Source organism: Pseudomonas mandelii (assembly GCF_900106065.1).
GTDB classification, from domain to species: domain Bacteria; phylum Pseudomonadota; class Gammaproteobacteria; order Pseudomonadales; family Pseudomonadaceae; genus Aquipseudomonas; species Aquipseudomonas mandelii.
This window is the reverse complement of the sequence record NZ_LT629796.1, coordinates 6,726,072-6,744,022: the sequence shown is the minus strand read 5'-3', so window position 1 is coordinate 6,744,022 and position 17,951 is coordinate 6,726,072. Positions and strand designations below refer to the sequence as shown.

19 protein-coding genes and 1 pseudogene are annotated in these 17,951 nt (G+C 59.3%); 15 read left to right on the top strand and 5 right to left on the bottom strand.

The genetic code is table 11. From position 1 onward, the window contains the following. Positions 1-94: 94 nt before the first annotated feature. Both glcC and BLU63_RS31275 read left to right on the top strand, forming a co-directional pair. Positions 95-862 (top strand): transcriptional regulator GlcC, encoded by a 768-nt coding sequence (gene glcC / locus BLU63_RS31280; RefSeq protein WP_077748786.1) that lies wholly within the window; start codon positions 95-97, stop codon positions 860-862. A 107-nt stretch (positions 863-969) separates the two neighbouring features. After that, positions 970-1,605 (top strand): hypothetical protein, encoded by a 636-nt coding sequence (locus tag BLU63_RS31275; RefSeq protein WP_083377125.1) that lies wholly within the window; start codon positions 970-972, stop codon positions 1,603-1,605. Between the two features lie 39 nt (positions 1,606-1,644). On the opposite strand, the gene BLU63_RS31270 is transcribed toward BLU63_RS31275, so the two are convergent. From BLU63_RS31270 to BLU63_RS31260, 3 genes are all read right to left on the bottom strand, one after another. After that, a complete protein-coding gene (locus BLU63_RS31270; protein WP_010459060.1) occupies positions 1,645-2,190 on the bottom strand; it encodes a hypothetical protein in 546 nt (181 codons plus the stop codon). 178 nt (positions 2,191-2,368) lie between these two features. Beyond that, positions 2,369-3,073 carry an NlpC/P60 family protein gene (locus BLU63_RS31265; protein WP_010459062.1) on the bottom strand — a complete coding sequence of 235 codons (705 nt, stop codon included), beginning with the start codon at positions 3,071-3,073 and terminating at the stop codon, positions 2,369-2,371. A 23-nt stretch (positions 3,074-3,096) separates the two neighbouring features. Continuing rightward, the gene (locus BLU63_RS31260; protein ID WP_010459064.1) at positions 3,097-4,857 is read right to left on the bottom strand and encodes a caspase family protein; all 1,761 of its coding nucleotides are present in this window, start codon (positions 4,855-4,857) and stop codon (positions 3,097-3,099) included. Between the two features lie 788 nt (positions 4,858-5,645). Here BLU63_RS31260 and BLU63_RS33590 point away from each other — a divergent pair. The 5 genes from BLU63_RS33590 (at position 5,646) to BLU63_RS33505 (ending at position 11,063) form a co-directional block, all read left to right on the top strand. Beyond that, on the top strand, positions 5,646-7,649 hold the full coding sequence (locus BLU63_RS33590) for an aminotransferase class I/II-fold pyridoxal phosphate-dependent enzyme (RefSeq protein ID WP_083377124.1): 2,004 nt from the start codon (positions 5,646-5,648) through the stop codon (positions 7,647-7,649). 28 nt (positions 7,650-7,677) lie between these two features. Continuing rightward, on the top strand, positions 7,678-8,466 hold the full coding sequence (locus BLU63_RS31250) for a transporter substrate-binding domain-containing protein (protein WP_010459068.1): 789 nt from the start codon (positions 7,678-7,680) through the stop codon (positions 8,464-8,466). Between the two features lie 172 nt (positions 8,467-8,638). Beyond that, a complete protein-coding gene (locus tag BLU63_RS31245; RefSeq protein WP_077748790.1) occupies positions 8,639-9,352 on the top strand; it encodes an ABC transporter permease in 714 nt (237 codons plus the stop codon). Positions 9,353-9,357: 5 nt separating this feature from the next. Beyond that, a complete protein-coding gene (locus BLU63_RS31240) occupies positions 9,358-10,056 on the top strand; it encodes an ABC transporter permease (protein WP_010459072.1) in 699 nt (232 codons plus the stop codon). Next, a complete protein-coding gene (locus BLU63_RS33505; RefSeq protein ID WP_083377123.1) occupies positions 10,056-11,063 on the top strand; it encodes a DMT family transporter in 1,008 nt (335 codons plus the stop codon). Before BLU63_RS31240 ends, BLU63_RS33505 begins: the two co-directional genes overlap by 1 nt. Here BLU63_RS33505 and BLU63_RS31230 read toward each other — a convergent pair. Continuing rightward, positions 11,019-11,504: pseudogene (locus BLU63_RS31230) on the bottom strand (TetR family transcriptional regulator C-terminal domain-containing protein); the annotation flags it as partial. The gene BLU63_RS33505 and the pseudogene BLU63_RS31230 overlap by 45 nt on opposite strands. Before the next feature lie 173 nt (positions 11,505-11,677). Between BLU63_RS31230 and BLU63_RS31225 the strand changes: the two are divergent. Further along, positions 11,678-12,694, top strand: a complete 1,017-nt coding sequence (locus BLU63_RS31225; RefSeq protein WP_010459077.1) for a M14 family metallopeptidase — start codon at positions 11,678-11,680, stop codon at positions 12,692-12,694. Positions 12,695-12,757: 63 nt separating this feature from the next. Here the strand turns inward: BLU63_RS31225 and BLU63_RS33130 are convergent, their stop codons facing one another. Then, the gene (locus BLU63_RS33130; RefSeq protein ID WP_162179681.1) at positions 12,758-12,907 is read right to left on the bottom strand and encodes a hypothetical protein; all 150 of its coding nucleotides are present in this window, start codon (positions 12,905-12,907) and stop codon (positions 12,758-12,760) included. A gap of 165 nt (positions 12,908-13,072) precedes the next feature. Here BLU63_RS33130 and BLU63_RS31220 point away from each other — a divergent pair, with 165 nt between their 5' ends. The 7 genes from BLU63_RS31220 (at position 13,073) to BLU63_RS31190 (ending at position 17,947) form a co-directional block, all read left to right on the top strand. Next, positions 13,073-13,453, top strand: a complete 381-nt coding sequence (locus BLU63_RS31220; RefSeq protein WP_010459079.1) for a RidA family protein — start codon at positions 13,073-13,075, stop codon at positions 13,451-13,453. A 237-nt stretch (positions 13,454-13,690) separates the two neighbouring features. Further along, positions 13,691-14,317, top strand: a complete 627-nt coding sequence (locus tag BLU63_RS31215; protein WP_083377122.1) for a hypothetical protein — start codon at positions 13,691-13,693, stop codon at positions 14,315-14,317. After that, positions 14,317-14,748 (top strand): phage holin family protein, encoded by a 432-nt coding sequence (locus BLU63_RS31210; protein WP_083377121.1) that lies wholly within the window; start codon positions 14,317-14,319, stop codon positions 14,746-14,748. The genes BLU63_RS31215 and BLU63_RS31210 overlap by 1 nt, the downstream gene beginning before the upstream one ends. Beyond that, a complete protein-coding gene (locus BLU63_RS31205) occupies positions 14,745-15,569 on the top strand; it encodes a DUF3618 domain-containing protein (protein ID WP_083377120.1) in 825 nt (274 codons plus the stop codon). The genes BLU63_RS31210 and BLU63_RS31205 overlap by 4 nt, the downstream gene beginning before the upstream one ends. Before the next feature lie 328 nt (positions 15,570-15,897). Then, complete coding sequence (locus BLU63_RS31200) at positions 15,898-16,782, top strand: manganese catalase family protein (protein ID WP_083377119.1); 885 nt, start codon at positions 15,898-15,900, stop codon at positions 16,780-16,782. 65 nt (positions 16,783-16,847) lie between these two features. Beyond that, positions 16,848-17,018: a hypothetical protein gene (locus tag BLU63_RS31195; protein ID WP_154504182.1), complete on the top strand. Its 171-nt coding sequence runs from the start codon at positions 16,848-16,850 to the stop codon at positions 17,016-17,018. After that, positions 17,018-17,947, top strand: coding sequence for a ZIP family metal transporter (locus tag BLU63_RS31190; RefSeq protein WP_083377118.1), 930 nt, complete (start codon positions 17,018-17,020; stop codon positions 17,945-17,947). The genes BLU63_RS31195 and BLU63_RS31190 overlap by 1 nt, the downstream gene beginning before the upstream one ends. Positions 17,948-17,951 lie beyond the last annotated feature (4 nt).

Sequence of the window (17,951 nt, the reverse complement as noted above, 5' to 3'; positions counted from 1 at the left end):
TTTGAGAAAAATAACTGCCTATACATAAACTTAGGGTCGTATTCGAACGTGACGGGTTTTGCCGGTGAGGCTGGTCATACCAGTGGGAGGTTCGATGGAGAGTGCGAAAGTGACCCGTAATCCTCAAGTCGCAGACGTGGTCTGTGAGCGCATAGAACGCCTGATCGTCGACGGGGTCCTCAAGACCGGGCAATTGTTGCCTTCGGAACGGCGCCTGACCGAAAAACTCGGCGTCTCGCGCACGGCGCTGCGCGAGGGCCTGAAGTTGTTGCGCGCCCGGGGGATTATCAAGACGGAGCAGGGCAAGGGATCCTTTGTCGCTGATCTGTCGGGCCACGGCGCCGCATCGCCGCTGATGCATTTGTTCAGCTCACAACCGCGCACACTTTACGATTTGTTCGAGGTGCGCAGCCTGCTTGAGGGAGAGTCCGCTCGCCTGGCCGCCTTGCGCGGGACCGAGGCGGATTTTGTCCTCATCACCCGCAGCTATGAAGCGCTGCTCGATGCCCGCACGCGGTCGATGGAAGCGAGCGAACACGCCCGGCTCGATCATGCCTTTCACTTGGCGATCTGCGAGGCCTCGCACAACCCGGTGCTGGTGCAAACCTTGCGCTCGCTGACGGACTTGCTGCTCAACACCGTGTTTGCCTCGGTCAACAACCTCTACCACCGCGCACCGCAAAAACGCCAGATCGACCGTCAGCACGCCCGGCTCTACAACGCCGTGACCGGCCGCATGCCGGAGCAGGCGCGCAAGGCGGCCATCGCGCACATCCAGAGCATCTGCGAGAACCTCAGGGAAATCGAAAGCGAGGAGCAGCGTCTGGTCCGGGCCACGCTGCGCCTGGAAGGGTGGGCGTGAGGCCTGCCGTTTTTGAGTGATGGCCTTTTACTATTGCTGGCAACGCTCTAGAATTCGCGGCCGCCCTCTGGTGTGGAGGCGCAATGCCATCATTTAAAGGAGTTGTCATGCAATTTGGGAAAATTCTAGGGTTGGCCTTGGTGCTCGGGCTAAGTGGTTGCGCCAGCTTTACCAAAGACGAAGTCGCTCCGGTCAATTTGCCGTCGATGGCCAGTTATTCGAACAAACCGAATGTCTACGTAGACTTCGATTTCTATCAAGGCGAGCCGAAAAGCGCTTCAGCCGTTGAAATGCCGCAAGCACGCGACATGCTAAAGCCGGAGCTGCAAAAAGTGCTGACCGATTCCGGTCTGTTCGGTCGCGTCACACTGGACGAGTTCCAGAAGCAGCCGGGTGATTACAACCTGCGCTTGAAGGTTTACAACCATCCACCGGGCGGTGGTCAGATGGTCATGGCCTTTATCAGTGGCCTGACGTTTACCGTCATCCCGACACTGGCGACCGACCAATACACCATGAGCCTGGAGACGCTGGATTCCCAAGGGCAGACGCTGACCAACGCGAGCAACCATGACGGAGTCAATACCTGGATGGGCATCTGGTTTGTGCCGTTGATGGCCAACACCCCGAAAGAGGCAATCAGCGATACCTTCAGCCGCCAGGTCAATGCTCTGCTCAAGCAAGTCGTCGAGAGCAAAAGCCTGAAATACTCGGCACTCGATGCACATGTGCCGCGGGCCTGACAAAAAACAAGAGCCGCACAAGCTGCTCTTTTTTTGCCCTTACTTGAGGGCTTGAATGAACTGCGGGTCGCTGTACAACGTCTTCAGCAAATCACGAACCATCGGGTTGTAGGCATTGGCCGCATTGGGGATCGCAATGGCGCCGAAAAAGCTGCTGTCCCACTGGCGGCTGACATCCTTGGTCGCGTCGTAAACCACCTCGTTGCCCTTGAGCAATGTAAAGCGCGCAGCAAGCTGGCCCGTGCCAGTGCCCATGCCTGCGGTCAGTTCATTCTTGACGACCAGCACATCCAGATGTCGCTGAGCTTGCGGGTTCAGCAGGCCCGCCCGACCCAGTTCTTCGGTAATCGCGTCCTGTATATGTTGCGTGATACTGCCGCTCGGCGAGCTGATCGGGTTGGCCCGGACTGTCAGTGAGCCCTGACCGGCATCCGCCTTGACCTGAGCATTGCTGATCGATTGCAGGGGTGGGGTTTGCTTGAGCTGTTGGACGTTTTCAAAGCTCGGCTCATAACGGGTCATGGTCACGCCACAACCTTGCAGCAGCAGGACGAACAGAGGGACCAACAATAGAAGTTTTTTCACGGCGTTTCCTTACGTGAGTGTTACCGGGGGCAGGATTATCGACTGATGGCAGATGGCTAGCAACTCGCTTTTAAACGTCGCTCAGAGAAGCGTTGTGCATTTGCCCGGCAGGGCAAAAAAAGGGCGCCTTCTTCAAAGCGCCCGTTTTATGCGGTATGTGATTTGATTTCGCGAACCCTCAAGCTTCGTTCCTGGACAAATCCTCGGTTCTGTTCATGACGATGATGGCGTCGCCTCCACCCAAAGAGCTTGCCTTGCGCGGCCAGCGCGCTTTGAGAAATCGATCTTTGCCTACCCAAGTCAGGCACACCTTGTCCGTTTGATTGCCGCCCAGAATCCGGTACGCGTTGCTATCCTCGCCGGTATAGAACCCGACATGACCCTTGCCACTGTTTTTTGATTCACGCCAGAAGACCATCACCGCGCCGAGTCGTGGCACGGTGGATTCGCCAAATTTTTCCCATTGCCGCGCACCCAGGGGATTCGAAGGAAGCACTTCTTCGGGCATCGTAGAACCCACGCAATGCGCAACAAACAGACCGCACCAAGGCACCTCGTCGCCGGGGTAGTGAAGGTCGAGATCGTCGGCCCAATCCAGAATGGTGGGATTGTTCTTGTCGCCAAGGACTTCCCTGGTACCGATCAAGTTTTCCGCTTCCGCCAGCCACGGTAGAAGCGGGCCCGCAGGGACATGGTCAACATCAGAAAACAAGGCGGCGGAGGTCTTGGGACCGACGATGCCATCGGCCTCCAGTCCAACGCTGTCCTGAAAGGCTTTCACTGCGGCGATGGTTCTTCTCCCCCAGATCCCGTCGACTTCGCCGGGAAAAAAGCCGTCGGCAATCAATGCCTGTTGAATACTTCTTACCGTTTCACTGCTCATATCAATCTCCAGACGATGGCGACTCAGGGAACGACTTTGCCGAGCAAATCCTTCGGCCCGACGATCGCCGGCTTCTGGTCATAACCCAGCTCGGCCAGGAGCTTGCCAGTGGCTCGAACCAGGGCATTGAACGTCGGTCTCTGCTTGGATGAGCGCAGCGTTTGGGCAAGCGCGTAGGTGAACGCACCGTATGAAATAACGCCGTGGCGGTATTCGTAAGACAGCTGGGATTCGCCGCAGGCGTACATGAGGATCGGCAGAAAGGGCCCTTCGTGTTTATAAGCGGCGCGTCGTTTGTCGTAGAGCTTATCGTCGTAACCGCGCACCGCGATGGCCTGGCCGACCCTCCGGATGCCGTCGCGATTGCTCACGGTATTGGCCGATTCGGCCTTCTGCGCACTTTTGCGGGCCCGTTTCACCCAGTCACGTTCCACCCACATTTGCAGCCCGGGCTCCCAGCGCAACGCGCGATGGCGGATGTCATCCGGCGGCGTAAGTCCGCGAGCACGCCGAGCGCCGTCGCGCGTCATGCCGCCCGAATGGCAGCAATCGAAGATCGTTATGAACTGCGTGTCATACGGAAGCTGGATGTAGAGGTCGCGAAAGTCGTTGTCGACGATGGCGTGTGCCGGCGTCCAGTCGAAGTCCCACGGGCACAGGCATTCGTCGATGCGGTCGGCTTCACCCGTGGCATTGGCGTTGGGAATCTGCGCACCGTGCCCAGAATAAAAGAGCACCCGGCGGTCACCGGCCTGGGCGTCGTCGAGCAGCCAATGCAGGCGATCGCGAATGCCAGCAGCGGTAGCGCGGTCATCGAGTACGACGCGGATATCGTCCGGCGAAAACTTCGACTCTTGCAGCAAAGAACTCATCAGGAAAACGTCATTGACGCAACCTTCGAGTCGATCGGACGGATTGGGGTAATTGTTGATGCCGATCAGCAACGCCTTGTCCCGCGAGCGCCGCACCGTGCGCGCCTTGGGGACAGCAATGCCCAGTGACTTGTCGACGGCGGCGAGCCGTTTGTCGAAGCCTTTCGCTTTGCCGGCCTGCAACAGGGGGCCCCAGACATTGGTCACGGTCTCGGCATGGCCGAGGTAGTAAGTCGCGTCATGATTGAGGACGTCGTCGGGCTTATCGAACGGTGTCATGACCTGGGTGAAGTTGGTATCGCGCAGATACAGCGGCGCGGTAAAAACCTGATCGTGTTCGTTGTAGAGGTGGTACCACTTGCGCGCATCGTCGATGCCTTCGATGCGCCCACCAAATGTCTCGCGCACTGCCGGGTTGGCAATCTGTGAGCCGAACGTGATCAGCGCCCGGTTGTTCATCAGGGAGGGATCCCGACGGAACGTGTCGTAGGCGACCAGCGTACCCAGACTGTGCGCACAGACGATGTCCGGTTGCGAATCGCTGATAACGCTGGCGAGGTCCTTACGCAGAGTGGTCCGTAACGCTTCGTCCGCAGACCATTGGGCGACCATGCCGGCCGTCCAGCGCAGGCGATCGGAAAACTGCCCGATGCCGCGATTGCGCCTGAACACGTCACCCACTGAATGGATGACCGCGCTGGTCAGAAGGCGCAGCGTGGCCTCGGCGATGTCGGCTGCCCCCAGTCCACTGGAGGAAAAGCGCTCGTCGTATTGAAGATAATTCAGTTCGACGTCGGTATTTGGCGCCACGCGCGCCACTGCCGTGGTAATCGCCCGGTGCCAGGACTCCTGAAAACTCTCATCTGCCTCTTCGTGGCCTATGCCATGTATACATAGAATTTTGATTTTCATGTTCATTCCCTTGCGCTGACAGCAAACTTGCCGGCGACGTAGAAAAAGGATGTTTCTGCGTAGTGGACTGTTAACACTCCAATGGTGGAAATAAGTATTCATTCCTGGTGTTGCGGGAAGCGTTGTTTAAATGTGCTTCTCAGAGGTTTCTGAGTTGAGCATATTAGAGGAGTTAAAATCGTTCGAATTTTTTTTATGATCAAATGGAATGAAGAAGCTTGTTTTCAGTTGAGTCAGTGATTGAGGGTGGCTACTGTTATGTAATTTGTTGATTTTAAATAAATAATTAATATACAAAGGAGTGTTTGTGTTGTCCGTTTAAGTGGCTATTTGAGTTCGAATATACAATTGTTTTTAGGGGGCTATTACGTTCTGAAGTTTCTGGTTTTCTACTGTCTTACTTGCGTTACAGTCAAGTGTGCCAACGTTGAAACAATAGACTCATTTCTGAAACAGATAATGCCGGATTCAGGTGTTGAAAAATAGGCAGTGGATAAAAAGGCGCGGATTTCTTTTTGGCCATCGGCTACCCAGTCTTCATGTTTTGAAAAATGTCAGATTGTTTATTGCTGCTGTGGCCAACTTCGAACGAACGACCAGACCCTGCGCTCACGACAAGATCTCCGGACCTAGAAACGGCACGACTGTCGTAAAAACGACCTGTTTACGCTGAACGCGAACCCTGTTCACTTTTCTGTTGAACGAGTGTTCAGCTTCGACTATGTTCGTTCCACCTCCCCGGCTGGTTGCGCGGGCTTGCGTTTCTTCTTTTCGAACGAGGCACTGGCATGCGGTTTTCACCCTTTGTTGAGCGGATTTCAGGCGACGGTGTAGCGGCCTGGGATATTCACAATGCGGCATTTGAAGCCCAGCGCCGTGGTGAGGATGTGATTATTCTCAGTGTCGGCGACCCGGATTTCCCCACCCCCGACTTCATCACCGATGCCGCGATTCATGCGCTGCGCGAGGGTGACACCCATTACACCGAGATCGCCGGTCGCCAGGCTTTGCGAGAAGCCATTGCCGCTCGGTACAGCGTGCTGTTTGACCGTGAGGTGACGGCGCCAAACGTCATCATTTCGGCGGGGGCACAGAACGCGCTGTTCATCACCTCGATGTGCCTGCTCAATACCGGCGACGAAGTGATTGCCCTGGACCCGATGTACGTGACCTATGAGGCAACGCTCAAGGCGTCCGGCGCCACGCTGGTGCGCGTGCCGTGCTCGGCGGATTCAGGTTTCCGGCTCGATGCCGCCGTACTGGCCAAGGCCATCACCCCGCGCACCCGGGCGCTGTTCTTCTCCAATCCGAATAATCCGACCGGTGTGGTGCTCAACCGCGAAGAGCTGCAAGCCATCGCTGATCTCGCCATCGAGTACGACCTGTGGGTCGTGGTGGACGAGGTCTATGAAAGCCTGACCTTCGAACGCGAGCACCTCAGCCTGGCCGCGTTGCCGGGCATGGCCGAGCGTTGCGTGGTGATCGGCAGCCTGTCCAAATCCCACGCGATGACCGGCTGGCGTACCGGTTGGATCGTTGCCGATGAAGCCCTCGTGGCTCACGCCGAAACCCTGGTGTTGAGCATGCTTTACGGTTTACCGGGCTTTGTCATGGAGGCTGCGCTCAAGGCAGTTCAAGCCCATGAAGAGGTGACCCACGACATGCGCGACATCTATCGCCGTCGTCGCGATCTGGTGGTGACCAGCCTGTCGGATTGCCCGGGAATTTCCGTGCTTACTCCCGATGCCGGCATGTTCGTGCTGGTGGACGTGCGTGACACCGGCCTGACCTCTCTGGAGTTCGCCTGGCGGCTGTTGCGCGAGGCGCGTGTCTCGGTGCTGGATGCGGCGGCGTTCGGCGAGCCGGCCCAAGGCTTTGTGCGGCTCTCGTTCACTCTGGGTGAAGAACGACTGGCCCAGGCTTGCCAGCGCATTCGCGACTTTGTGCGGGTGTTGAAAGGCGAAGCGCCGCGGCCGGTGATCAGCCGTGTGATCTGCGAAGCGGCGGTTGAGCCGGTCAAGCCCAAAACCATGATCGAAGTCGATGGCCTGCACAAACGCTTTGGCAATATCGAGGTCCTCAAAGGCGTTTCCCTTACTGCTCGCGAAGGTGATGTGATCTCACTGATCGGTGCCAGCGGCTCGGGCAAAAGCACCTTGCTGCGCTGCATCAATATGCTCGAAGTGCCGGACCAGGGGCGCATTCTGGTGGACGGCGAAAGCATTCACCTGAACTTCGATCGTCCCGGCACGCCGCTGGTGAAAGACGCCAGGCAACTGGTGCGTATCCGTTCGAGCCTGGGCATGGTGTTCCAGAACTTCAACCTCTGGCCCCATCGCACGGTGCTGGAAAACCTCATCGAGGCGCCGACCCAGGTCCTGCGTGAAAGCCGTGCGGAGGCCACTGAACGGGCCGAAGCCTTGCTCGAACGCGTGGGGCTGGCGGCCAAGCGCAACGAGTACCCGGCGTTTCTCTCCGGGGGACAGCAGCAGCGGGTGGCCATCGCCCGGGCCCTGGCCATGCGGCCCAAGGTCATGCTGTTCGATGAACCCACCTCGGCACTCGACCCGGAACTGGTCGGCGAAGTGCTGCGGGTGATCCGCTCCCTCGCGGAAGAAGGCCGGACCATGATCCTGGTGACCCATGAAATGGCTTTCGCCCGCGATGTCTCTTCCCAAGTCGCCTACCTGCACCAAGGGCTGATCGAGGAAACCGGTTCGCCGGACGACGTGTTTGTACACCCACGCAGCGAGCGTTGCCGACAATTCGTCAACGCTCATCAGACTCGCTGAAAACATCATAAAAAGACGGGGAAAAATCATGGGAAATCGACGTTTGGCAAACTGGATGACGGGCGTGGCCTGCGTATTGCTGGCCGGGATGAGCGCGGCACAAGCACAACCTATACGGTTCGCAGTCGCAGCCGAACCCTATCCGCCGTACACCGAGAAGCAGGCCAACGGTGAATGGAAAGGCTTTGAAGTCGACCTGATCCACAAGCTGTGCAGCGAAATGAAAGCCGAGTGCGAGATCAAGGAAGTGGCGTGGGATGGGATCATTCCATCGTTGCTGGCGAAGAAGATCGACGTGATTTTCTCGTCGATGTCGGTGACTGAGGAGCGCGAAAAACAGATCGCCTTCAGCAAGGCGTATTACGACTCCGTGATTGCGATTGTCGGGCCGAAGGGCTCGTCGGTGAAAACGTATCCGGATGACCTCAAGGGCAAGATCATCGGTGTGCAGAACTCGACGGTGAGCGCCAGTTACCTCAAGCAGTACTACGAAAAAATCGCTGACGTGAAGTATTACGACACCCAGGACTCGGCCAACGCCGACCTGATTGCCGGTCGCATCGACCTGATGATGGCGGACGGTACGGCGATGGCAGCCTTCGTGCAGACCCCGGATGCCCGCAACAGCAACCTGGAATACCTGGGCGCCGTGCCGTATGACCCGATTTTCGGCAAAGGCGTGGGCGCCGGCCTGCGCAAGGATGACGCCGAACTCAAGGCCCGACTCGACAAAGCCATCACCTCTTTGCTGGCCAGCAAAGACTACGACGACCTGTCCCAGCATTACTTCGGCACCAGCGTGAAACCCGCGTTCTGACGGCCACACGCTAAACAACTCCATGGAATGAAATTTTCCTGAGGAAACACCCATCCCCGTAGGAGCGAGGCTTGCCCGCGAAGGGGCCCTTGAAGCGGCCAAAAGCTTCGCGGGCAAGCCTCGCTCCTACAAGAGGGCGGTGGTGCGTCCAGGCCACCGATTGGAGACTGAAATGCCAGCCATGTTCGAATTGATCAACTTCAGCGAAACAGGATGGGGCAGTGCGCTGTTGAAGGGTCTTTGGATGACCCTGCAAATCTCGGCCGGGGCTTTTGTGGTCGGGCTGTTCATCGGTCTGGTGGTGGCCTGCCTGAAGCTCGGCGCGCCAAAGCCGATTGCGGCGCTGATGCGTGGTTACACGACCTTGTTCCGGGCGATTCCGGAGTTGCTGTTGATCCTGCTGCTGTACTACGTCGGCTCAATGCTCCTCAATTCGCTGATGACGCAGATGGGCTACGGCGTCGTCAATGTCAGCGGTCCGTTGGCCGCCATCGTGGTGCTGGGGCTGGTGCAGGGCGCCTACGCCTCGGAGATTTTCCGCGCGGCGATCCAGGCGATCCCCTTCGGCCAGATTGAAGCGGCGAAGGCCTTCGGGCTGAGCGGTTTCGGTCTGTTCCGACGCGTCACGCTGCCGATCATGGCGCCGTATGCGATGGCCGGCATGGCTAACCTGTGGATCAACCTGATCAAGGACAGCGCCTTGATCAGTGTGGTCGGCACCAACGAGTTGTTGTACACCGCCAAGCAAGGGGCGGGTTCGACGCGTCATTACTTGTTGTTCTACCTCACGGCCGCGGCGTTGTATTACGCGGTGACGTTGGTGTCCAACTACCTGTCTGGACGGCTCGAGCGGCGTATTCGTCGCTGGATGCCTTTGGCTGAGTGAATGAAATGATTCCAGCGTGGATAGTTGAATACGCGGCGCTGTTGGGCCGGGGACTGCAAACGACCATCACCATCCTGTTAATTTCCAGTGTGCTCGGTTTTGCGCTGGCGGTGCTGGTGGCGCTGGCGCGAATCTCGAAAAACAAGGGGATCGCCAAGGCCAGCCAGTTCTACACCAGCGTGTTGCGCGGTACGCCGTTGCTGATCCAGATCTACATCTTCTACTACGGGCTCGGCAGCGTGTTTGCGCAGTTCCCGCTGATACGCGGCAGTTTTCTCTGGCCGTATTTGCGCGACGGTTACTGGTACATCGTGTTCGCCCTGGTGTTGTCGGTGGGTGCGTATGTCGGCGAAGTGATTCGCGGCGGGCTGCTGGCGGTGCCAAAAGGCGAGATGGAAGCGGCCTCGGCGTTTGGCATGACACCGCGCCAATCGCTGCTGCGGGTGCGATTGCCTCGGGCGCTGCGGTTGCTGTTGCCGACACTGGCCGGGGAAACCGTGATGTTGCTGAAATCCACGGCGCTGGCCTCGACGATTGCGATTGTCGATCTGCTGGGTGCCGCGAACGTGGTGCGGGCGCAGACCTTGCAGGTTTATGAACCGTTGTTGCTGGTGGCCGGGGTCTACGTCTGTCTGACGTTCCTGATCGAGGCGCTGTTTGCCTTTGCCGAACGGCGCGGGACGCCTGTGCGCAGGTCGGTGTAATGAGCACCTCGCAGGTCGTCGACCGTTCGCTGCAGGGCATCGGCCTGTGCACCTTGGGGTACATGTTTCTGACGTTGCAGGACGCGGCCATCAAGTGGCTGGTGACCGATTATTCGGTGGTCACCATCCTGTTCTGGCGCAGCCTGGTGGTGGTCGTCGCGTGCCTGTTGGCCGGGCGCCTGCGCCTGGTCCAGCGGGCCTGGCGTTCGCCGAGCCGGCGCTTGCTGGTGGTGCGCGGTTTGTTGTCGATCGTGGCATGGCTGCTGTATTACACGGCCGCCCGGGACCTGTCGCTGGCGGAAATGACCACCCTGTATTTTTCCGCGCCGATCATGGTCACGGTGCTGGCGGCGGTGATTCTCAAGGAACGGGCCAGCGGCTGGCAGTGGTTTTCCCTGATCCTGGGGTTTGTCGGGGTGATCATCGCTTGTCGTCCAAGCAACATCGCCGATCCGTGGCCCATCGTGCTGACGCTGCTGGCGGCGATGTGCTGGGCGTTCACTTACATCCAGTTGCGTCAGGTGGATGACCAGACGTCAGTGCTGGAGCAGATGCTGATCACCAACTTGGTGTTCGTGCTGTGCATGACCGTCGCGCTGCCCTGGACGTTCACCCTGGCACCGACGCCGGCGTGGCTGGGCATGCTGGTTGCCGGTCTGGTGGGTGGTATCGGTCAGTTCCTGCTGTTTGCCAGTTTTCAACGGGCCACTGCCACCTTGCTCGCGCCGTTCGAGTACACCGGGTTGATCTGGGCGTTCCTGCTGTCGAGTCTGATCTGGGGCACATTGATGGATGTGTCGCTGATGATCGGTGCCGGCCTGATCGCGGTCAGCGGCACCCTGGCGATGATCTTCGGGCGCCACCCCTCACAGGATGTCGTCGGTGCTGAATGCTCCGTGACGCAGCCCCTTTATCCAGCAGCGACAGATGTGGAGGCCGTTGGCGGGGCTGAAGGTTTCGGGGTTGAGGCACCACTCGATCCAGAGTCCGTCGAGCATCGCCGATAAACCGATGGCGGCCAGGCGTGTGTCGTGGATCACGAAACCTTCGCTGGCGGCCATGTCATCGAGCAACTGGCGCAGCAGATCGAGGTAGGCGCGGTAGCTTTTTTCGTGGGACTGGCTGACGTGTTCGGAGTGCCGAATCAGGCTCCAGAACACCACCCAGACGCCAAGCAATTGCGGGTCCATGACCCTTGGCGAAAAAGAACCGACGAGAAACGCGTCCATTTTTTGCGCCGGGGTGGCGGCCTGCTGGATTTCCTGGCGCAGGGCGGTGGTCAGTTCGCTGGCGATCTTCTGGTACGTGTCGGCAATCAACGCATCGATGCTGCCGAAATGGTGATTGAGCAGGCCGACGGACACCCCGGCTTCGGTGGCTATACGGCGCACGGAAATGCCCGCATGGCCGTCGCGGACCAGGCAACGCAACGTGGCGGCCACCAGCATCTCGCGACGCTCATCGGGCTCCGCGCGACGGTTTTTTGGGGAGGGGGTTGTCACACGGGAATCCTTGGGTGCAGTGCCAGGTTGGCGAGCTTAGTTGAACATGCGTTCAATCTCCAGTGTCGGCCGCAGTGATGCACCGGTTTTTAACGTTCATGACGGGGGAGGACAAGCAGATGGCGCAGGATATTTCGTTCAGTGTTCGCAACAACAATGGCGATCCGGTGCAGGTCGGCGCGTGGCGTTTCGGGGGCGACGGCAGCGGGCCGATGGTGCATTTGCAGGCGGGAGTGCACGCCGATGAAATCGCCGGGATGCTGGTGTTGCATCTGTTGATGCAACGGCTTCTAGTCGTCGAGGCCGAGGGCCGGCTCAAGGGCAGTGTGACGGTGGTGCCGCAGGCCAATCCCCTGGGTATCGGGCAGTTTCGCCAAGGGCGGATTCTCGGTCGCTTTCACGATGCGACCGGGCATAACTTCAACCGCGCGTTCGACCAGTCAGCCGCGATGGAGCAACCTTCGACCAACGTCCAGGAGTGGCAGAAAAGCCTGGTGCAACTGGCGTCCACGGCGCAGGTGATGCTCGACCTGCACACCGATGACGAAGCCTTGCCCTACCTCTACGTGCACCGTAGTTTCTGGCCCCGTGCCCGCGAATTGGCGGCGGCGATGAAGATGGACGTGGCGATCATCTGGGATGACGGCGGCGACGGCTCCTTCGAAGAAACCATCATCGCACCGTGGCTGCGTGATGGCGTCACCGCGCAACGCATGGCCGCGACCCTGGAGCTGCGTGGGCAGGGCGATGTCAGCGATCGGTTGGCCGAGCAGGACGCCGCGGGACTGTACGCCTGGCTGTGCAGTTGCGGGGTCATCGACGAGGCGTTGTCACCCGGTGACTGGCCCGTCGAAGTGATGGAAATGGGCCAGATGGAAACCATCCTCGCGCCGCAACCCGGGGTGTTGATCTTTGAAAAGGAACTCGGTGACTTCGTCGAGGAAGGGCAGCGCTTTGCGCGGATTCTGCGACGGCCCGGTGATCCGTCTTCCGAAGTGGTGCTGGTGGCCGAGCAGGCGGGGCGGATGGTCACACGCTATCGGGACCGGCTCGTGTCGCAGGGCATGGTGGTGGCGAAATTCACCGGGAGCCGGATTTCGCGCAACTGGAGTGGCGGGTTGCTGGACCCGAACTAGGCGCAGAGCATTCGTTCAGCCTGTTGGCCACCTCCGCTGAAGATAAGCGGGGTGGCCTTCACGCTAGTTCCCATCCGCCACTTTGCGTTCTATCTCATCTATCTTTCGTTGGAGCGCCTCGGCTTCATCCTCTTCGGGATGCGTTTCTGAATCGAGCTCTTCGGCGTCCTTGTCTTTCCGATCCCGTTCGATGTCACTGTCATCGCTGTTCATCGCGTGTACCTCCGTTGACTTACACATTGGATGCAGGGGCGCAGAGGGAGTTCGAGATTTTTTTTGCCGGGGTTCAAGCGCACATGCAATCCCGGCTTCGGCCTGTAAACTGTCCGCGCTCAAGGCATCGACCGCCTCGTTATTCCTTCAAGAAAGAGATCCTCCATGGCAAACCAAGACATCACGTTCACCCCTGATCCCGACGCGGATTCCATCTCCTCCGACGTCGCCGGTTTCGGCGGCATGCTGGTCTCCACCCAAATCCCCACCCGCGCCGACGGCAGCCTGGAACTGGGCGATATCACCCTGCAGAGCGAGTGCACGCTGCAGGCGCTGAAGGTCGCGCTGGAGCGTGCCGGCAGTTCCATGGACCGGGTGCTGCACCTGACCATCTACCTCACCGACATGGCCGACCGCGCCGCGTTCAACGAGGTTTATAAACGCTTCTTCGCCAAACCGTGGCCGGTTCGTGCCGCCGTCGGTGTGGCCGCCTTGGCGGTCGAAGGCATGCGCGTGGAAGTCACCGCGATGGCCGCCAAAGCCTGACGGTGCGGGTCAGGTGTGATGAAGATCCGCCTGACCCGGTTTCAAAAACAACGACCTTGCATGCCTCCTCGCGATACCCCTTATCCCTCTACGAATTTAGTTTCGCCTCCCACAGAAAAGCAGATCATCACTCCGTTGGAACTCCCCATCACCCCCCTTCGTCATCTGCAGTGAGGGAGGCTGCACTCACTGCGAACTCCCGGAACGCTTGATTACAGACAGAAGGCGAGGGATGACATGAATACTTCAGACAGCACCACCGGGAGTCAGCCAGACAAGCCCGATTCCCCAGGGCCGGAGCCAGGCTTTGAGCACTTGAAGGAGGACGTGACGGAGGCACTTGAGGGGGCACGACAACAGGCGGACGCTCAGTTCGGGCAATACCGCGACACCGCCGCCGATCAGATCGAGGCTTTGGCCAAGGGCGCGAAATCGGTTGTCTCCGAACTCGAAAGCAAGGACACCCTCGGCATGTCCGACTACCTCGCCGACATGGCGGAATCCATGAGTGGTCTGGCCGGGAACTTGCGCGGCAAAAGTGCCGAACAGCTGCTGCATGACGGGGCCGAGCTGGCCCGCAGCAATCCAGGGCTGTTCATTGCCGGCAGCATCGCGCTGGGCTTCGGCCTGTCGCGATTCCTGAAGGCCGGCAGTTCCCCGGCGGCCACCTTCACCGATGCCAACAACCCGGCAGCCGGCCACTCGATGCCTCCGCCAGGCGGTTTTGGTGCGCAACGCCCCTATGAAACCTCCGTCGCGTCACGCACTGACAACACGCCGGCCCCACCGAGCGAGCAAGACCACCCTTCGAACTTCGCGACGACCTCCACACCGGGTTCGACAAACGTCAATGGAGCACTGTGATGAACAGAGAAGATCCAGATTTTCCAGGCTCAAGACCGGTACACGCGCCGGACCATGACGCTTCGGTCGTCGGTCTGTTACGTCAGTTATCCCGTGAAGTGCCCGCGCTGTTCACCAAGGAACTGGCGCTGGCCAAAGCCGAACTTCAAGCCAGTCTCACAACACTCAAAGCCGGCATCGCCGGGGTCGCGGGAGGGGCGATTGTCCTGTTGGCGGGGTTCATCATTCTGTTGATGTCCGCAGTCTATGGCCTCAGCACCGTGATGGCGCCGTGGCTGGCGGCGCTGATTGTCGGCGTGGTGGTGATGATCGTCGGGTTCGCCATGCTGCAGTCCGGGAAAAAACAATTCGAGCCGTCCCACTTCAAGCCTGATCGCACGCTGGATGCCTTGAACAAAGACCAGGAAGCGCTGCGGAGGAAAGTCTCATGAACAGTGAATTCGACATCGAAGCGGCAAAAAGCCCTGAAGCCATCGAGCGTGAAATCGATGCTCAGCGGGCGAGTATCGGCAACATCGTCGATGCGCTGGAAAGCAAGTTCACCCCTGGGCAGATGTTCGATCAGGCGCTGACGATGATGCAAAGCAACGGCACGACATTCCTGACTAACCTGGGCACCAGCGTTCGCAACAATCCGGTTCCCGCCGTCATGACATCCGTCGGTTTGCTGTGGTTGATGATGAGTCAGAATCGCCCGCCGTCACCCCGTCCAGGCTATCGCGTGGGCCCGGATCAGAACAAAGTCGGCGAGTGGGCCGACGGTCTGGCTGATGGCATCGACAGTGCCCGTGACCATTTGCACCAGACGGCTGACACGCTCAAGGACGGTTATCAGACCATCAAGGGCAAGGCCGCTCACATGGGCGACAACCTGGGTGCTGCTACCGACACCATTAGTCATGCCGTGCATGATGCCAGTGACCGGTTGGTCCGCAGTTCGCAGGTGCTGGGGACTCAATTCAGTCAGTTGTTGAAGGAGCAACCCCTGATGGTCGCCGCCGCGGGCATCGCGTTAGGTGCCATGCTGGGTGCGGCATTGCCTTCGACAGCGACCGAGCAACGCTACATGGGCAAAACCAGCGCCGGCCTGGCCGATAAGGTAAAGCAACAGGCGAGGGAGGGGTTCGAGGCTGTGCGCGACACCGTGACCAAAACCACCGATCACTCGGACGTAGAAACGAAACCGCAAGGGGAATACCACGCGGCCTCCGATACACCAGCCGATCTGTCACGAGGGTTGGGCACCTCATAATCCGGCGCTTCATAAAGGGCTGCAAAAAACAGCGGGAGGCCTGACACAGACCTCCCGTTTTTTTCCGCTTCTCAAGCGCCGTCGAACGATGAAAAACAGGTGTGACAGCGGTGGAGATCTGGCGACCGATAAAAGTTTGAATCGATTGATTGATCGCCGACGACTGGTGACAAAAGCATGCCAAAACCCGCCTCCAATGCCGCCTGTCGCGAGTGGCCAATCTTTTTAAAATTTTCTCAGGCGCGGCACCTTCAGATAACTGTGGGCGGCGCATTTGGTCATTTGCCGGATGGGTATCGACGCCCCTTCAGGCCTGAGGAGATTCGTCATGTTTCTACATAACAAACGACTTCAATACACCGTGCGTGTCGCCCAACCCAACCCGGGGTTGGCGAACCTTTTGCTCGAACAATTCGGCGGCGCCCAAGGCGAACTGGCGGCGGCGTCCCGCTACTTCACCCAGGCTTTGGCCGAGGATGATCCGGGAAGAAAGGATCTGCTAATGGACATTGCCACCGAAGAGCTCAGTCACCTGGAGATCGTCGGATCGATCATCGTGATGCTCAACAAGGGCGCCAAGGGTCAACTGGCAGAAGGGGTGGACGAAGAAGGCGAGCTGTACCGCGCGATCAATGGAGCGGGCAATGACTCGCACATTACCAGCCTGTTGTACGGCGCCGGGGCACCGCTGACCAATTCGGCCGGAGTGCCGTGGTCGGCCGCGTATGTCGACACCATCGGTGAGCCGACCGCTGACTTCCGCTCCAACATCGCCGCCGAGGCTCGCGCCAAAATCGTCTACGAGCGCTTGATGAACATCACGGATGATCCCGGGGTGAAAGAGGCGCTGGGGTTTCTGATGACGCGCGAGATCGCCCATCAACTCTCCTTTGAAAAAGCCCTGCACGCGATCCAGCCGAACTTTCCGCAGGGCAAGCTTCCCGGCATGCCGGAATTCAGCAACGTCTATTTCAACCTGTCCCAAGGCGAAGGCAGCACTCGCGGGCCATGGAACCAGGGCGAGGACTGGAATTACGTGGACGATCCACAGCCGGCAGTCGATGGCGGGGACGGCACGGCAAGCGTCCAGCTCAGCGCCGAAGACGAGGAGCTGTTGCTGGCCATGAAAGTCCGCACGATGTCTGACCCTGAAAGCGATCCGATCACGGGTGCTGACTTGGGGGCGGGCCTCTACGGAAAACCCGATGCGTGACGAGGGTCACCGCACGCCACCCGGCGTGCGGTTTTTTGTGGTGCTGGAGAGTTGAGGTGAACCCCATGAATTCCAATCCAGACGCTTTTTCCGCAGAGGCTACACAGGACTTTTATCGGCTGTTCAATACCACTGCAATGGCGTTCGAACGAGACGCTTTGCGGATATCAAAACAGATCCGGATGGCTGCGCCTGAAGCGACCCGTAAGCGCTCCAACGGAAAACAGGTGTCCTGATGTCGGACCATTCTTCGCCTGCAAGAGGCCCCTGGCGCGCCTGGTTTGCCCCAGGAAAAAGCGGCAGTTGGCTGAGCATTCTGTTCTGGTCAACTCTGGTGGGTGTCACCGCTCTGCTGCTGGTCAGCGGCTACAGCGCCTTGACCGGGGCGGATCGAGTCAACTTGCGGTATGCATTCCTGGGCGGCGTCTCGGGTTTCGGCGCGACCGCACTGGGCGCCGTTTTAGCCGTGGTCTTGCGTGACATTGCCGCACGGACTCAGGACATCATGCTGGGTTTCGCCGCGGGCATGATGCTCGCGGCCAGCTCGTTCTCTCTCATTCTTCCTGGTATCGCGGCGGCGCAGGCCATTTGCGGCAATAAGCTGCTGGCGGCGTGTGTCGTGGTCCTTGGGTTGGGTTTGGGCGTGGCTCTGATGATCGGGCTGGATCGCTTTGTCCCCCATGAGCATCAGAAGATTGGTCGCAAGGGCCCGCACGCACAGCGCATCAAGCGAGTCTGGCTGTTCGTGTTGGCTATCACGCTACATAACTTGCCGGAAGGCATGGCCATCGGCGTCAGTTTTGCCAACGGGGACATGAAGGTGGGTCTGCCATTGACCACCGCGATTGCCATCCAGGACATCCCCGAAGGACTGGCCATTGCACTGGCGCTGCGAGTGACGGGTGTGTCGACGTTGCGGGCGGCGCTGATCGCGGTCGGCTCAGGGCTGATGGAGCCATTGGGCGCTGTCGTGGGACTGGGCATTTCCACCGGCTTCGCGCTGGGTTACCCGGTTGCCCTGGGCCTGGCGGCGGGCGCGATGATTTTCGTCGTCTCCCACGAGGTGATTCCCGAGACACACCGCAATGGACACGAAACCCCGGCGACGCTGGGCCTGATGCTAGGGTTCGGGCTCATGATGTTTCTCGATACGGCGTTAGGCTAGGCTT

Excerpts from the sequence above, each read along its gene's own strand:
- BLU63_RS31275 (WP_083377125.1), top strand. The coding sequence starts at position 970 with ATGCAATTTGGGAAAATTCTAGGGTTGGCCTTGGTGCTCGGGCTAAGT.
- BLU63_RS31215 (WP_083377122.1), top strand. The coding sequence starts at position 13,691 with ATGAATACTTCAGACAGCACCACCGGGAGTCAGCCAGACAAGCCCGAT.
- BLU63_RS31225 (WP_010459077.1), top strand. The coding sequence starts at position 11,678 with ATGGCGCAGGATATTTCGTTCAGTGTTCGCAACAACAATGGCGATCCG.
- BLU63_RS31220 (WP_010459079.1), top strand. The coding sequence starts at position 13,073 with ATGGCAAACCAAGACATCACGTTCACCCCTGATCCCGACGCGGATTCC.
- BLU63_RS31190 (WP_083377118.1), top strand. The coding sequence starts at position 17,018 with ATGTCGGACCATTCTTCGCCTGCAAGAGGCCCCTGGCGCGCCTGGTTT.
- BLU63_RS31205 (WP_083377120.1), top strand. The coding sequence starts at position 14,745 with ATGAACAGTGAATTCGACATCGAAGCGGCAAAAAGCCCTGAAGCCATC.
- glcC (WP_077748786.1), top strand. The coding sequence starts at position 95 with ATGGAGAGTGCGAAAGTGACCCGTAATCCTCAAGTCGCAGACGTGGTC.
- BLU63_RS33130 (WP_162179681.1), bottom strand. The coding sequence starts at position 12,907 with ATGAACAGCGATGACAGTGACATCGAACGGGATCGGAAAGACAAGGAC.
- BLU63_RS33505 (WP_083377123.1), top strand. The coding sequence starts at position 10,056 with ATGAGCACCTCGCAGGTCGTCGACCGTTCGCTGCAGGGCATCGGCCTG.
- BLU63_RS33590 (WP_083377124.1), top strand. The coding sequence starts at position 5,646 with ATGCGGTTTTCACCCTTTGTTGAGCGGATTTCAGGCGACGGTGTAGCG.
- BLU63_RS31260 (WP_010459064.1), bottom strand. The coding sequence starts at position 4,857 with ATGAAAATCAAAATTCTATGTATACATGGCATAGGCCACGAAGAGGCA.
- BLU63_RS31200 (WP_083377119.1), top strand. The coding sequence starts at position 15,898 with ATGTTTCTACATAACAAACGACTTCAATACACCGTGCGTGTCGCCCAA.
- BLU63_RS31265 (WP_010459062.1), bottom strand. The coding sequence starts at position 3,073 with ATGAGCAGTGAAACGGTAAGAAGTATTCAACAGGCATTGATTGCCGAC.
- BLU63_RS31210 (WP_083377121.1), top strand. The coding sequence starts at position 14,317 with ATGAACAGAGAAGATCCAGATTTTCCAGGCTCAAGACCGGTACACGCG.
- BLU63_RS31250 (WP_010459068.1), top strand. The coding sequence starts at position 7,678 with ATGGGAAATCGACGTTTGGCAAACTGGATGACGGGCGTGGCCTGCGTA.
- BLU63_RS31195 (WP_154504182.1), top strand. The coding sequence starts at position 16,848 with ATGAATTCCAATCCAGACGCTTTTTCCGCAGAGGCTACACAGGACTTT.
- BLU63_RS31240 (WP_010459072.1), top strand. The coding sequence starts at position 9,358 with ATGATTCCAGCGTGGATAGTTGAATACGCGGCGCTGTTGGGCCGGGGA.
- BLU63_RS31245 (WP_077748790.1), top strand. The coding sequence starts at position 8,639 with ATGCCAGCCATGTTCGAATTGATCAACTTCAGCGAAACAGGATGGGGC.